At 59.0% G+C, this 14,160-nt stretch carries 11 protein-coding genes and 1 pseudogene; 6 read left to right on the top strand and 6 right to left on the bottom strand.

Annotated elements, in window-relative coordinates; translation table 11 throughout:
• Positions 1 to 184: 184 nt before the first annotated feature.
• The 3 genes and pseudogenes from QEN43_RS01875 to parC all read right to left on the bottom strand — a co-directional run.
• Positions 185 to 442 (bottom strand): annotated as a pseudogene (locus tag QEN43_RS01875) (integrase core domain-containing protein); the annotation flags it as partial.
• 37 nt (positions 443 to 479) lie between these two features.
• Positions 480 to 662 carry a hypothetical protein gene (locus QEN43_RS01870; protein ID WP_026610579.1) on the bottom strand — a complete coding sequence of 61 codons (183 nt, stop codon included), beginning with the start codon at positions 660 to 662 and terminating at the stop codon, positions 480 to 482.
• A gap of 2 nt (positions 663 to 664) precedes the next feature.
• Positions 665 to 2,899 carry a DNA topoisomerase IV subunit A gene (gene parC / locus QEN43_RS01865; RefSeq protein WP_026610578.1) on the bottom strand — a complete coding sequence of 745 codons (2,235 nt, stop codon included), beginning with the start codon at positions 2,897 to 2,899 and terminating at the stop codon, positions 665 to 667.
• Between the two features lie 238 nt (positions 2,900 to 3,137).
• On the opposite strand from parC, the gene pyrC reads away from it, so the two are divergent.
• Together pyrC and QEN43_RS01855 are read left to right on the top strand one after the other, a co-directional pair.
• The gene (gene pyrC / locus QEN43_RS01860) at positions 3,138 to 4,184 is read left to right on the top strand and encodes a dihydroorotase (RefSeq protein WP_026610577.1); all 1,047 of its coding nucleotides are present in this window, start codon (positions 3,138 to 3,140) and stop codon (positions 4,182 to 4,184) included.
• A 75-nt stretch (positions 4,185 to 4,259) separates the two neighbouring features.
• Positions 4,260 to 5,525 carry a transglycosylase SLT domain-containing protein gene (locus tag QEN43_RS01855; protein WP_235726621.1) on the top strand — a complete coding sequence of 422 codons (1,266 nt, stop codon included), beginning with the start codon at positions 4,260 to 4,262 and terminating at the stop codon, positions 5,523 to 5,525.
• Positions 5,526 to 5,628: 103 nt separating this feature from the next.
• Here QEN43_RS01855 and sugE read toward each other — a convergent pair whose 3' ends face one another.
• Positions 5,629 to 5,940, bottom strand: coding sequence for a quaternary ammonium compound efflux SMR transporter SugE (gene sugE, locus QEN43_RS01850; RefSeq protein WP_026610576.1), 312 nt, complete (start codon positions 5,938 to 5,940; stop codon positions 5,629 to 5,631).
• 560 nt (positions 5,941 to 6,500) lie between these two features.
• Entirely contained in the window at positions 6,501 to 7,160 is a 660-nt protein-coding gene (locus QEN43_RS01845; RefSeq protein ID WP_026610575.1) for a class I SAM-dependent methyltransferase, read from the bottom strand.
• Positions 7,161 to 7,381: 221 nt separating this feature from the next.
• Here QEN43_RS01845 and QEN43_RS01840 point away from each other — a divergent pair, with 221 nt between their 5' ends.
• The 4 genes from QEN43_RS01840 (at position 7,382) to QEN43_RS01825 (ending at position 12,969) form a co-directional block, all read left to right on the top strand.
• A complete protein-coding gene (locus QEN43_RS01840; RefSeq protein WP_026610574.1) occupies positions 7,382 to 8,431 on the top strand; it encodes a VIT1/CCC1 transporter family protein in 1,050 nt (349 codons plus the stop codon).
• On the top strand, positions 8,428 to 9,876 hold the full coding sequence (locus QEN43_RS01835; RefSeq protein WP_051331750.1) for an APC family permease: 1,449 nt from the start codon (positions 8,428 to 8,430) through the stop codon (positions 9,874 to 9,876). The genes QEN43_RS01840 and QEN43_RS01835 overlap by 4 nt, the downstream gene beginning before the upstream one ends.
• Positions 9,877 to 10,246: 370 nt before the next feature.
• The gene (locus tag QEN43_RS01830) at positions 10,247 to 11,380 is read left to right on the top strand and encodes an aminotransferase class V-fold PLP-dependent enzyme (RefSeq protein ID WP_026610573.1); all 1,134 of its coding nucleotides are present in this window, start codon (positions 10,247 to 10,249) and stop codon (positions 11,378 to 11,380) included.
• Between the two features lie 512 nt (positions 11,381 to 11,892).
• Positions 11,893 to 12,969 carry a hypothetical protein gene (locus QEN43_RS01825; protein WP_156912782.1) on the top strand — a complete coding sequence of 359 codons (1,077 nt, stop codon included), beginning with the start codon at positions 11,893 to 11,895 and terminating at the stop codon, positions 12,967 to 12,969.
• 100 nt (positions 12,970 to 13,069) lie between these two features.
• Here QEN43_RS01825 and hypE read toward each other — a convergent pair whose 3' ends face one another.
• Positions 13,070 to 14,119 (bottom strand): hydrogenase expression/formation protein HypE, encoded by a 1,050-nt coding sequence (gene hypE, locus QEN43_RS01820; RefSeq protein WP_026610571.1) that lies wholly within the window; start codon positions 14,117 to 14,119, stop codon positions 13,070 to 13,072.
• Between the last annotated feature and the right edge of the window lie 41 nt (positions 14,120 to 14,160).

Raw genomic sequence — 14,160 nt, 5'->3', positions numbered from 1 at the left:
CATATGCGGTGCCGTTATTCAGCCGAGTAGGAGGCAGAATTTCTAGCGAGGTGGCCGATCGAAGAAGTTTTCTTTACCCCTGATTCGAGATAATCAGCATGAATTTAAATCCACTTGGTCTCGATTGCATAGCCTTTTTGTCCCTCTCTTTCAAAAGACGAGATTCGGCTAATTCACCAACGGCTTATCTGTCATGTCCCGCATGATTGTAAACCTTCTTGTGAAAAAGATGAGGATGGGACAGTTGCCAGTTTTTGAGAGCCTGGATCGGGGTGAGATGGCCTAAGGCCTTTTGGGGAATGTGATGATTGTACAGCTCGACATAGCGGTGCAAGGTGGTGTCCAGATCGGCGGTTGAATCGAAGTGATGGGTTTGCAACACTTCCTCGATGCGGCCGTTGAAGCGCTTCACCCTGCCATGGGTCTGGGGCCGACGAGGCGGACCTGATCCGGTCGACCCCAAAGTCTTTCGACTCCCCTCAGAGCGAAAGGCCAACTAAGACAATCTCCAACCCTTGGATCTCCAGGAGCGGTATGCCGGGACCGCTGAGCCAGGCGGTCCAGGTCGATTCAGAGATGGTTTCCAAACCTTCGCGGCCGTACTTGACTCGGCTGACCTGGATCTCGGCGGCGATGACAAGTCGCCGCGTACGTATCAACACAATCAGCTTACCTTCTCCAACCCGCTCACCCGCTGAAATCCTTTCGGCAGCGGGTTTCCGCGGCGTGCCCGGGTTCCCCGATAATGAGCGAGGTCCTCCGCGCTCAGGCTGAGGCTCCGTTTACCGCTGTGAACCTTTAGACCAGCCGCATGGGACAGTGCGATCATAGCCACCACGTAGTCCTGGCGCGCCGCCAGATCCGCCGGTTGAATCTGGATCAGCTTATTGCCTTTCCCTTTATTCAGAACCGGAATCTCGCTGGCAGGGAAGACCAACAGTCGCCCCTGCGCGGTTGCGATCGCAACCAGGTCGGACTCGGGCTGTTCCACCCGGACCGGCGTCAGGACCTTTGCGTGTTCCGGCACGGTTAACAGCGCTTTGCCGGCCCGGCTCTTGGTATAAAGCTCCTTGAGTTGGGTGATGAAACCGTAGCCGCTGTCGGTCGCGAGCAGATACCAATCGTCGTCCGCGCCAGCAAGTACCGCCTTGAATAGCGCGCCGGGAGGCGGATTGAGTCGTCCGGTCAGAGGTTCGCCCTGGGTTCTCGCCGAAGGGAACTCATGGGCCGGTACGGCATAGCTTCGCCCGCTGGAGTCCAGGAAATAAGCCGGCTGGTTGCTGCGCCCGAGCGCCGCGGATAGGAAGTTGTCACCGGAGCGGAAAGCCAGCGCCATTGGGTCGATGTCGTGCCCTTTGGCGGCGCGTATCCATCCTTTTTCCGACAGAATCAGCGTGACCGGCTCGCTGCCGATCACTGCGGTGATATCCAGTGCCTGGGATGCCTGGCGGGCGACGATAGGAGAACGCCGCGCATCGCCGTACTTATCGGCATCTTGCTTCAGTTCGCTCTTGATCAGCGCGTTGAGCTTTTTTTGCGATCCCAGCGTGGCCTCCAAGGTGGCGCGCTCCTTTTCCAGTTCATCTTGTTCGCCGCGGATCTTGATTTCCTCGAGCTTAGCCAAATTGCGCAGCTTCAGTTCCAGGACGGCCTCGGCTTGGGCATCGGTCAATCCAAAGCGCGCCATCAGCACGGGCTTGGGTTCGTCCTCGTTTCGGATGATCGCAATCACTTCGTCGATATTGAGATAAGCGATCAGCAGACCTTCCAGGATGTGCAGGCGCGCGATGACCTTGTCCAACCGGTGCTGGAGCCGGCGACGCACGGTTTCGGTCCGATAACTCAGCCATTCCAGCAGAATTTCCTTAAGATTCTTGACCTGCGGCTTGCCGTTCAGGCCGATCATGTTGAGATTGACCCGGTAGGTCTTTTCCAGGTCGGTGGTCGCGAACAGGTGCGACATCAGCTGATCCACGTCGACACGGCGCCCGCGCGGCATGATCACCAAACGGGTCGGATTCTCATGATCGGACTCGTCACGGAGATCCTCTACCATGGGGAGTTTCTTGGCCTGCATTTGGGCGGCGATCTGTTCCATGATCGCATTACCGGACACCTGGTGGGGCAAGGCGGTGACAACGATGTTGCCTTCTTCCAGTTCCCAGCGCGCCCGCAAACGGATCGAACCGCTCCCGGTCTGATACATGCGGACGATATCCTGTCGCGGCGTGATGATCTCGGCCTCGGTCGTGAAATCAGGTCCCTTGATAGAATCGCACAGTTCTTCAACACTGAGCCGCGGATCATCCAGCAAGCGAATGCAGGCATCGACCACTTCGCGCAGATTGTGCGGCGGAATATCCGTTGCCATACCCACCGCGATGCCGGTCGCGCCGTTCAGCAGCACGTTCGGCAAACGTGCCGGCAAAAGGGCCGGTTCTTCCAAAGTGCCGTCGAAATTCGGCACCCAATCGACCGTACCCTGCTCCAGTTCCGACAACAGGGTTTGGGCGTAAGGTGTCAGGCGTGCCTCGGTGTAGCGCATGGCCGCGAAGGACTTGGGATCGTCCGGCGAACCCCAGTTGCCTTGGCCGTCGATCAAGGGATAACGATAAGAAAACGGCTGGGCCATGAGCACCATGGCTTCATAGCACGCCAAATCACCGTGAGGGTGGTATTTACCCAAAACATCGCCGACCGTACGGGCGGACTTCTTGTACTTGGCCTGAGCCGACAAGCCCAGCTCTGACATGGCGTAGATGATGCGCCTTTGCACCGGCTTGAGCCCGTCGGCGATATTGGGCAAGGCACGGTCGAGGATGACGTACATGGAATAGTCCAGATACGCCTTCTCGGTGAAATCTTTGAGCGGAATACGTTCGTGGGAAACGGAATTCACAGTGTTTGTTCGGTGAAAAGTCGATGGGAGCAGTGAGCAGCCGCTTTTGGCCGCGGTATCGGCCCGTCATTTTAAGCCTTTTCCAGTTGCCCCGCTTCATCTCGTTCACACGCGTGATGCAGAAGCTCGAAACGGAGCTTGGCGGCAAGTCCTGGCGCATCCGGCACTTGTGTTACCGATCAAGCCAAGCGGTAACGAATCTTGTAAGATTGCCTCTCCCAAAAACTGACCACCATCCATGCAAAGACTGACCATCACCTGCCCCGACGACTGGCATCTGCACCTTCGGGACGGCGCCGCCATGAGCGATGTGCTGCCGGACAGCGCGCGACAATTCGCCAGGGGTATCGTCATGCCCAATCTCAAACCACCGATCACCACGGTGGCGGATGCCCTCGCCTATCGGCGCCGTATCCTGGACGCCCTGCCGTCAGGACTCGATTTCGATCCCTTGATGACCCTCTATCTCACCGATGGGACCTCACCGGACGAGATTCGCCGGGTTGCCGAAACGACAGAAGTCGTGGCGCTTAAGCTTTATCCTGCGGGGGCGACGACACATTCCGAGGCCGGGGTCACCTCCCTCGAAAAGATCTACCCGGTGCTCGAAGCCATGGAGCGCCACGACGTGCCCCTGCTGGTCCATGGCGAAGTGACGGACCCCGATATCGATATATTCGATCGGGAAAAAGTTTTCATCGACAAACATTTGGCTGCTATGGCGGCCCGATTTCCGGCGCTCCGCATCGTCCTGGAACACGTCACCACACGGAACGGCGTACAGTTCGTGCAGGACAGCGGGCCGACCATCGCGGCTACCATCACCGCCCATCATCTGTTCTATAATCGCAACGCTTTATTGGTGGGAGGAGTGCATCCTCATTTTTACTGTCTGCCGGTGTTGAAGCGCGAAGTCCATCGCGTGGCCTTGGTGGAGGCGGCAACCAGCGGCAGCCCGAAGTTTTTTCTGGGAACCGATAGCGCGCCTCATCCGCGAAGTCAAAAAGAATCGGCCTGCGGCTGTGCCGGCTGTTATACCGCCAGAACGGCGCTCGAACTGTATGCGACCGTTTTCGAGTCGGCCGGGGCTTTAGATAGGCTAGAATCCTTCGCGAGTTTCAACGGCCCGGATTTCTACCGTTTGCCGCGAAATCGGTCGACCATCGTTCTTGAGAAAATCGAGTGGACCGTTCCGGAGAGCATTCCCTTCGGCGACGATATTGTGGTCCCGCTGAAGGCGGGCGAGACGATAGGCTGGCGAGTTGCCGGGCGGCGTTTAGAGTGACGCTGGCAGACGTCTCAAGGTTGGAAGCGAGGCAGTCCACGTTCCGAACTTGGAACGTTCATCAACAGGTGATTCGTGCCAGATCGCAAGTCGAGTTCCATAGAGAATGTTTCGACGCAGCCGGCTCTGATCGGGACGACGCCGAATACGCCGTCCAAGCCCGTTCAAGGGGAACTGGACCTAAGCCCGCCTGCCTCTCCGACGCCGAAGAAACGACGAACCCAAAACGCGGCCAAGCCCAAAAAGAAACGGACACGGGCGAAAAAAGGCGGCCGGTCGGTAGCGAAACCAACCCCATTGCGATGGGCCGCGATCGTCGGCGTTGAAATTCTGGCCCTGGCGGCGTCCGCACTCATCGGAATCATCGCGGTGTTCGGACGCTCGGTGCATTGGTTCGCCGGAACTAGCCTATGGTCGAATCTCCTTCCTTTCGCCGGCATGGTCCTCGCCGTCGGCATCGCGAATGCTTTGTTGTTGCGCCTCTGGTTGGGCATGCGCGCTAAGCTGGCGCTCATCAGCATGGTTCTTCCCGCGCTCCTGGCGGTCTTCGTAGCGGCGGGGGCCGGCTGGTTCGCGGCCCAAGACGAATTCGGTCGCGATCTCGGCAAACTCCGCACCCTGGTCGGGGGCATGCAGGAGGCGGAACGAAACACGATCGCACACCAGGTGTTCGCGGCCTATCGACGTTCCGATCTGACCCAGATGCAGCGCATCATCGAGCGCGCCGAGATCTATTTGCCCACAATCCACGAGGCCGCCAAGGTCTTTGATGTCGACCCCGAGGTCATGGTCGGAATCGGGGCAACGGAATCGTCATTCTATCCGCGCGACAGCAAGGACGGCGGCCGCGGACTTTTTCAGATCACCGCGCCCCCGAAGTCGGCGATTGGCGCGGTCAAGAAGCATCTGAAGGTTGACAACCTCGACATGCTCAACCAGCGCCATAACACGTTTGTGGCGGCGGCGACCCTGCGCCTTTATCTGACCCAGATGCACGACGACCTGTTTTTAGGTCTTCTCGCCTACAACATTGGGCCAGCTAACGGCGGTCTCCGCTCGATCATGACGCAATATGGCGCCCGCGATTTCGTGACCATCCAGCCCTATCTGCAAAACCTTCCACGCGACTACCCGATTCGGGTGTTGACAGCGGCTCTGGCTTATCGCTTGTGGCACCGAGAGGGGCGGCTTCCACGCTACGAAGAAGGCAACAACGCTATGCACATCCAAAGCGTAGGCATCCCCGGCCTCCATTCGACGGAAAAAAGCGCTTACAAAGAGAAGGCAGATTCCGGAAAAAACGCATCGGCAAACCAGTCATTCAGCCGCCGATCTTACTAACCAGGCCAGTAAATTATTTACGGCCTCCGCCCAGCTTGGACTCACGCGGCTTCGCGCCGCATCGAGGCATCCTTTCCCCGGCGCGGCGGGTCAGGCTCCTGCATTAAGACAGTTTCAAACCTACGATGCCCGAAACGATGAGCAGAATGCACACGACCCGAACCAAGTTGGCGGGCTCGTTAAACAGAACGATACCGAGAATCGCCGTTCCCACGGCACCTATTCCCGTCCAAACGGCATAGCCGGTACCCAGCGGTATCGTTCTCAACGCCAAGGACAGGAAAAACAGACTGGCGATCATGGCGGTGCCTACCCAAATGCTTGGCCACCAGCGCGTGAATCCGTCGGTGAATTTCAATCCCACCGCCCAAGCCACCTCGAATAACCCTGCAATCAGCAAATATGTCCAACCCATGTTCGGAAAAATGTTTTGAAGCGCAACAAACAGAGATCTGTCATATTCCCAGACTCTAGCGCTACCCGGTATGCCAGGACGCCCTGGAAATCCTCCTCGTAGACCTCCAGGCGAAACTCCGATGCGGATCCACACGGACAAGAGAACGACCACCCTACCCCTTGGCTGTCCATCGGGCTGAGTCGTAACGGCCAAAACCCCGGCTCAGGATTGCGACCTCAACGTCGCCACCCGTGCAAATGCTCAGAACGGAAGAATTCCCAGGAGCTTCCCAACGCGACATTGGATACTGCTTCCTCAGTTGAACACAGAGACCTCTAGCGGTGAAACTGCGCCGCAAGCGGTGGCTGTCGCTCGACGATCTCACCACCATCACCCTTCAAAAGCGCTGCCTAACCCGCCATCGCCCTCGGCCACTCCGTACTACGCTACTACGGTCAAACTTGCTCGCCTTTGCTCTCTAAAAACCCCCGGGAACGGCAAGAAAAGCAGCCCTAGTACCACACAGCCGCGGTTAGGGTGAACGCCCGCGACAGCGGGAGCGGCAATTTCGGCGCCGCTCAAAATCGCCCTGAAAAAAGAGCCACACACCCGACAACCTCGACGGAAACCTCGCGAAATCTCTGATGCAGCGCCGTCTTCAGTCCGTCCAGGCTGTCATGCGCGTTCGACATGATTCCCTTCTTGTTGTAGATGTCCATAAGGTGCTTCGCGAATCGACTCCGTTGAACGCCGCCCTGGAGCAGGGTCGAACCGAACAGGACAGCACCGGGATTCATCAAGGCCTTAAGATGATCGAGAGCGACTGCTTTGGATTCGATGGCCCCCGGAAGGCAGTGCAGCAGGTAATTGATCCCGACCGAATCGAATTTCGGCGCATCGATGGCGATGGGCGCCAAAACGTTGCGTACATAGATTTCGGGCTGGTATCGGGCGATACGCCGGGAAGCGAAATCGAGCGAGGTTTCGTTGAGGTCCATTAATGCAACGCGCGGCGCCTGTACCGGAAAACGGCACTTATCCAGGAAATAACCGGTGCCGACGCCGACATCCAAATGATTCGCCGTAACGTGTTTGTCGTAATGTTCGCGGAGTCGCTCGGTCGGACATTTCCAAATCAATTGGTTGGACAGCCCGAGTACGGCGAAGTCGTAGATTCTCAGAATCGGCCGGGTATAAACAGCCTGGCCGGCGTAAATCTGGTCTGCGGTAAAGCTCATCGCTTTAGTCTCCCTTTGAAGCTGTAGAATCCCAAGTTTCGCGATGCGCCGATCGGCAGCGGCCGAGATGATGAATCGGTCGGCAAGGAACGATCGGTGGCCGAGGGTATATCCCGGATGTCTTCCCGTCGGCAAACTCGTTATGATGCGCATGGGCTCGCGCAACGACAACGGGCTCCATCGTACTCTTTCCAAAATCGATATTCCCATGATTTGTACCGATGTCCTTTTTCAAGAGTTGGTTTCAGGAAAAACAGTCGGCCTGGTTGTATCGCGTCATCGCTGACGCCGAGGCCGATCGCCGGATGCAACGCTTGTTCCGCAAGCTGGGCGAACAGGCCGAGGCTCAAGCTCAGTTGTGGGAGAATCGGTTGAAAATGGAAGGCTCGCCCGTGCCGAGTTTCCGCCCGACGCGGAGGGCAAGGCTGATCGGCCGTCTGGTGCGGATGTTCGGACCGAAGGCTCTGCGTCCGGTCCTTGCCAGCATGAAGATTCGCGGCCTTTCCGCCTATTCCGGTCGAGGATTGGAGGCGTCCCATCCGATGCCTACCAAGGCCGAAGATGTCGGGCTACGCCATAGAGGGATCGCCGGCGGCAATCTCAGGGCGGCCGTATTCGGGATCAACGACGGACTGCTGTCGAACACCAGTCTGATCTTGGGCATGGCGGGTGCAAGTACCGGGACCGAGACCTTGGTGATGGCCGGCATTGCCGGTCTTCTGGCAGGCGCCTTATCCATGGCCGCCGGAGAGTACGTCTCGATGCGCTCGCAGCGGGAGTTGTTCGAATATCAGATCGATCTCGAGCGAGCCGAGTTCGCGATGTTCCCGGAACAGGAAATGGAGGAGCTCGCGGTAATCTATGCGGCCCGCGGCATGAGCCTGCAACAGGCACGCCGGGCGACACGGCGGATGATGAGCGATCCGGAGCACGCCTTGGATCTTCTGGCGCGCGAGGAGCTGGGCGTAAATCCGGACGACCTGGGCTCGCCTTGGGGAGCCGCGCTGTTCTCGTTCTTGGCGTTCTCAGGGGGAGCGAGCGTTCCGCTCATACCTTTCCTGCTGGGGCTGGACGTGAACAGAGCCGTTCCGGTGGCGGCCGCCCTGGCCGGCATCAGTCTGTTCACGATCGGTGCGCTGCTTAGCCTTTTCACCGGGCGCAGCGCCCTCTTGGGCGGCTTGCGGATGACCTTGATCGGAGGCCTCGCCGGCGTCGTCACCTATGCCATCGGTGCACTCCTTTCCTCTGAGGCGCCAAGTTTGATTTCATGACCACCATGCATGATCCAAAACAAAGAACCGAAGAGCCGACGCTGAAACGAGCGATCGGGCCCAAGCTATTGTTTTTCCTTGTACTCGGCGACATTCTCGGAACCGGCATCTATGCACTCGTCGGCAGCGTGGCCGGTCGGATCGGAGGCGCGCTCTGGGTGCCCTTCTTGGTCGCGTTCGTGGTCGCGCTTTTCACCGCGTTGAGTTACCTCGAATTAGTCGCCAAGTACCCACGCGCGGCCGGCGCGGCTTTGTACACTCAGCGGGCGTTTCGAATTCCGTTCCTCACTTTCTTGGTCGCTTTCGCCGTGATGAGTTCCGGCATAACGTCCGCCTCGGCGGCAGCGCACGCCTTCGCCGCGACCTACCTCCAGCCTTTCCTCGCCTGGCCTGTGCTTCCGGTTGCAGTCGGTTTTCTCGTCGTTCTTGGGTTGATTAACTTTCGCGGGGTGGCGGAGTCGGTGAAGCTCAACGTGGTGCTGACCGGTGTCGAGCTCTCCGGCCTTTTGATCGTCATCGCCGTAGGCGTGTACGCCTTGGCGAATGGCCAGGGAGAACCGAGCCGGCTGCTTGAAATCGACACTTCGAACCGAAGCCTGTTGCAAGCGGTTGCCGGAGCCACCTCGCTGGCCTTCTTCGCCATGGTCGGTTTCGAGGATGCGGTAAACATGGCCGAGGAGTGCCGTGCCCCGGAACGGATTTTTCCGCGCGCGCTGCTGTCCGGGCTCGCCGTCGCCGCCCTGATTTACGTATTAGTCGCGATCACCGCTTCGCTGCTGCTTCCAGTAGCAACTCTTTCGGCCGCAAAATCGGACGCGCTCTTGAAAGTGATTGAAACCGGCGCACCGGGGTTTCCGCTGCAAGTCTTCGCCGGCATCGGTCTGCTTGCCGTCATCAATTCGGCCCTGATTAACATGCTGATGGCCAGTCGTTTGCTGTACGGCATGGCCAACGAGCGGATTCTGCCCACGCTGTTCGGCACCGTACATCCATCTCGGCGCACCCCCTGGGTGTCGATCCTATTCACCACGGCGATCGCCATCGCGTTAGTGGCCACGGTCGGCGAGGACGGGGTGAGAAAGCTGGGCGGCACCACTGCCCTGCTGCTGCTGTGGGTGTTTACGATCGTCAATATCGCTTGCCTCGTACTGCGCAGGAAAGAAGTCAAGCGATCGCGCTTCCGGGCACCCACCGCAGCGCCGGTCCTAGGCGCGATACTCTGCGCTTTTCTGGCCCTGCCGGTATTGTCCGGGCGCCCGGCCAGCGACTACGTGATCGCACTCGCTCTATTGGCCCTCGGCATCGCGCTTTGGGGAATTCAAAGGTTGTGGATCGGTCTGTCGAGGAAAATCTCGACGAGCGAAGAAGAGTCGGGCGGGATGCGGCAACCGGCAATGTCCGATGCCATCGAACAACCCGGCTCAGATCCCGCTCGTCGAAGCTGATGCATTCGATATCGTGAAGGTAGAGCCCAAAATCCCCCGAGTCCTCGATAGGTTCAGGGCTGAGCTGTGTGGGCGGCACCGAAGGGCTTTCGGGAACGGCTTTCGCGATCGTCCTGCGGCGCTGTCGATAGGTCTAAAAAACCAGCTTAGAGGCGACGAGATGAAAATCGATAAGATTGCAGCCCTACAATCGCCGTATCATGTTTGTCATATTTCCGACAATCCGCTGGCCCGGAATATTCCACGCCGGGCGGGACTTCGACGCGGTATGCCCTGCCAATCGCGGCTTGCGTAACGCCGGCGCATGGGCGCCGGCATAACCGGCTCACTACTTGCATCAACCCCGAACAAACTACGAGGAGATCAACCCGTGCCTGGATTACTCCCCAACGTCGATCCGGATGGCTTGCTCGAATACTCGGTGGTCTACACCGACCGAGCAACCAACCACATGTCGAAGGTGTTTCAGGAAAGCGTGCGCGACATTGCGCGGACCTTAAAGACCGTATACAACGGCCATGCTGCCGTTATTGTGCCCGGCTCCGGCACTTTCGGTATGGAGGCCGTGGCGCGCCAGTTCGCTACGGGCAAGAAGTGTCTGGTCATCCGCAACGGCTGGTTCAGCTACCGCTGGACGCAAATCTTCGAGATGGGCCGCATCCCGTCGGAATCCGTCGTCATGACTGCCCGACCGATCGAATCCGGGCCGCAACCCGCCTATGCGCCGGCGCCGATCGACGAGGTCGTCGCTGCTATCGGCCGTGAAAAGCCGGATCTGGTGTTCGCGCCGCACGTCGAAACCTCGGCCGGCATGATCCTGCCAGATGACTATCTGCGCGCCGTGGCGAACGCAGTGCACACGGCAGGCGGCCTATTCGTGCTGGATTGCATCGCTTCGGGCGCAGCATGGGTCGACATGCGCGACATCGGCGTGGACATTTTGATCACCGCGCCGCAAAAAAACTGGAGCGCCCCGGCGTGTTGCGGACTCGTGATGCTGAGCCCAACCGCGCGCGACCGCATCGAAACGACTTCCAGCACCAGTTTCGCAGCCGATCTCAAGCGATGGTTGCAAATCATGGAAGCGTATGAACAGGGCGGGCACGCCTATCACGCCACTCTACCAACCGACGCCCTGCGTTCGTTGCGAGAAGCTATGCGCGAAACCGAAGCCTTCGGATTCGCTAAGGCACGCGAGCGCCAATTCGAACTCGGCCGCCGAGTACGCGCGATCTTGGCCGAACGCGGCATCAAGTCGGTCGCCGCCGATGGTTTCGGCGCGCCCGGCGTAGTCGTGTGCTACACCACGGACGACGCCATCAGTACCGGGAAAAAATTCGCTGAGCTCGGTCTGCAGATCGCGGCCGGCGTTCCGCTGCAATGCGGCGAAGGCCCCGATTTCAAGACCTTCCGCCTCGGCTTGTTCGGCCTCGACAAGCTGTACAACCTCGATCGTACCGTCGCGACCTTGGCTGAAGCGATCGATCGGATCGGGAAATTTTGAGCGGTAAGGTCGAGCCCGAATCATTTCTACCGATCCTGCCTGATCGGGAGAGCGTTTTCACGTCTGCCTTGCGGGCACACACAAGTCGGCTGATGGGTTTATCAGCAAGGGATTATCAGCCTATGGCTGCTTGAATCGATACACCTCACTCAAAAAATCGATGGTATCGAGTCTGTTAAATGGGCAAAGCGGCGTGGGTCCATCGCACAAGAGGCTGATGAAGACCGCGTGAGGCCCCCCGCTCATCCTACTCGCTTTCTCCGCACGAACCTGGTCTTCCGATAGCGCCGCGGCACAACGAAAACAAAAAATCGGCATCCTTTGATGCCGGAGCTGTCAAATCAAGAGTTGGATGAAGTTAGGGCTCATCCCGGACGGCCCGTCGAAAGGCTCAAGACGAACGGCCTACCGGAATGAGCTCTTGGAGCAATTTGCGGGCGCGCGAAGTCATCGCGCCGGATGGACAACCAGAGGATGCGCAGGATGTATCTTGTCTGGAAGGAGCACGGACCATGACCGCAAACGGCCAAAGGAGCATCGCTTTCGCTCTCGGTGGAATAGGCGGTTCGAACGCCCACGGCGTCGGTTTCCTACATGCTGCTGCAAAGGAAGGGATAAGGCCGACCTATCTCTCCTGTACTTCCGGAATGATTTATTGGACATGGCGCTGGTTGGAGGATTGCGACCTCGAGCAGGAGTTCACGAACTCGGCGAATGACGCCATCAGCGCGGTCTGGCGCCAACTGCCGCCGTCGATGCTCCGATCCTGGCTAGCTTATCTATACGGCGGCGAGGGCGTGTTCCGGCCGGCGATTCCGGAGTACTTCACCCGTATCTTGACCCGATGGTATCGAACGCCGCCCGAGCGGTGGTGCGATCTCTGGTTTCCAGCTCAGATCCTGGTACCGACGCGCTCGGAAGAGGTTTATCAGAATATCGCGAAAACGTTCAATGCCAGCGATATCGCCATTTTCTTCAATAGTTTCAGTCCGCGATTGGGAACCGAACACCTCCACATGAACGAGGCCGCGTGGGAAACGTACCGCGCTATCCAGCAGGAACGCCAGGAACGGCGCCCGGACGACCCTCACACGCAGGAAATGCGGAAAAATGGCGATCTGCCGTCGGTCCGAGCGGAGAAAATCACGGCGGAAAGCGTTCGTGATGCGCTGTGGCTCAGCCTCTACGGATTCGAGCGGGAGGGTAAACCGCAGGAGCGCATTGACGGCGCCTACGCCCGTCAATTCATTCTGTCGGAACTGAGCTCCGCCCACGTGATTTATATTCCGCGGCCGCAGCGCTACCGCTGGGTGGGCGAGTTGCCGGAAAGCTTGATCGAGCTCCAGGACCTGCAAACGGAACTTTGGTTCAACGGCGCCTATGCCCAACAGCTCGCGCGCATCGAGTTAGTCAACCGCCTGCTGCGTAATCCGAATCTGAAAGGCCCGCTTGAGGAGCAGGGCTTTCATGAGATCGAAATCGTCCCCATCGAGATCCCGGTGCAACGGGGTTTTTTCAACTATTTCATCGAGGACACGGACGTCTTCTACCATGCCGTGGAGCAGTCAACGCTAGCTCTGCGGCATTAGGTTAGAGATGTCACCACCAGGAAGGTCGGTGCAAACGTAGCCCGTATGAAGCGAAGCGGAATACGGGAATATTATCGTCTTACCGAGTGCCGGCGAACACTCAACAAATCCTCGGCAGTTGCTCACCACTCGGAAGGTCGAGCACGCGCACGATGCCGTACGCGTTACGCAGGCCGACTCGCCCTTCGCCCGCTGCGCCGACCTGCCCGATGACAGCCGCATCGCGCCCTAAAGGATGGGCGTGCAGCACGTCCAGCGCCAGATCGACGACGCTCGCCGACATGAACAGCACCATGCGGCCTTCGTTGGCCACATAGAGGGGGTCGAAGCCGAGGATTTCACAGGCACCGCGCACCGCCGGCGTTACCGGTATCGCGTCCTCATTCAGCTCCATATCGAACCCGGAGTCCGTGGCTAGCTCCAACACCGCCGCAGCCAATCCGCCGCGGGTCAAATCGCGCAGGCAGTGTAGTTCCACGCCGGCCTTCAGTAGCTCCCCTACCAGCCCGGACAGGTCGGCGCAATCGCTTTCGACGGTGGTTTCGAAGCCCAACCCTTCCCTTTCGGCGATGATGGCGACGCCATGGCGGCCGATGTCCCCGCTCAGAAGGATCGCATCCCCTTCGCGAATACCGGCGGGACCGATCTGTAAATCATGCTCGATCAGGCCGATGCCGCTGGTGGCGATGTAAAGTCCATCGCCCTTGCCGTTCTCGACGACCTTGGTGTCGCCGGTAACGATCGCCGTTCCCGCCGCCTGCGCCGCGGCGTTCATGCTGGCCAGCACGCGCGCCAGATCGTCGACCGGGAAACCTTCCTCGATCACCAGCGCCGCGCTCAGGAACAAGGGTTTGGCGCCGCTCATGGCGAGATCGTTCAAGGTGCCGCACACCGCGAGTTTGCCGATGTCGCCTCCGGGAAAGAACAGCGGCTTCACCACATAGCCGTCGGTGGTGAAGGCCAGGCGCTTACCGCCCACGTCCAAGACCGCACTGTCGTGGCGCTGGTCGAGGTGCGGATTGGCGAAGGCCGGGCGCACCAGGCGCTCCAGCAATTGCTGCATCATCCGCCCGCCACCGCCGTGACCCATGACGATCTGTGCGTACTGGCCTATAGGCGTGGGGCAGATCAATCGGATGTCGTCGCTCATGGTTTTATTCCATTCGGCATTCGGATGAACATGAATCGTAG

It is taken from the genome of Methylocaldum szegediense (assembly GCF_949769195.1).
GTDB classification, from domain to species: domain Bacteria; phylum Pseudomonadota; class Gammaproteobacteria; order Methylococcales; family Methylococcaceae; genus Methylocaldum; species Methylocaldum szegediense.
Note: the sequence above shows the minus strand (reverse complement) of the source record. Positions and strands in the feature narration are given on the sequence as shown.

Coding starts and splice junctions, on each gene's coding strand:
- QEN43_RS01835 (WP_051331750.1), top strand. CDS start 8,428: ATGACCACCATGCATGATCCAAAACAAAGAACCGAAGAGCCGACGCTG.
- hypE (WP_026610571.1), bottom strand. CDS start 14,119: ATGAGCGACGACATCCGATTGATCTGCCCCACGCCTATAGGCCAGTAC.
- pyrC (WP_026610577.1), top strand. CDS start 3,138: ATGCAAAGACTGACCATCACCTGCCCCGACGACTGGCATCTGCACCTT.
- QEN43_RS01825 (WP_156912782.1), top strand. CDS start 11,893: ATGACCGCAAACGGCCAAAGGAGCATCGCTTTCGCTCTCGGTGGAATA.
- QEN43_RS01840 (WP_026610574.1), top strand. CDS start 7,382: ATGTCCTTTTTCAAGAGTTGGTTTCAGGAAAAACAGTCGGCCTGGTTG.
- sugE (WP_026610576.1), bottom strand. CDS start 5,940: ATGGGTTGGACATATTTGCTGATTGCAGGGTTATTCGAGGTGGCTTGG.
- QEN43_RS01845 (WP_026610575.1), bottom strand. CDS start 7,160: ATGAGCTTTACCGCAGACCAGATTTACGCCGGCCAGGCTGTTTATACC.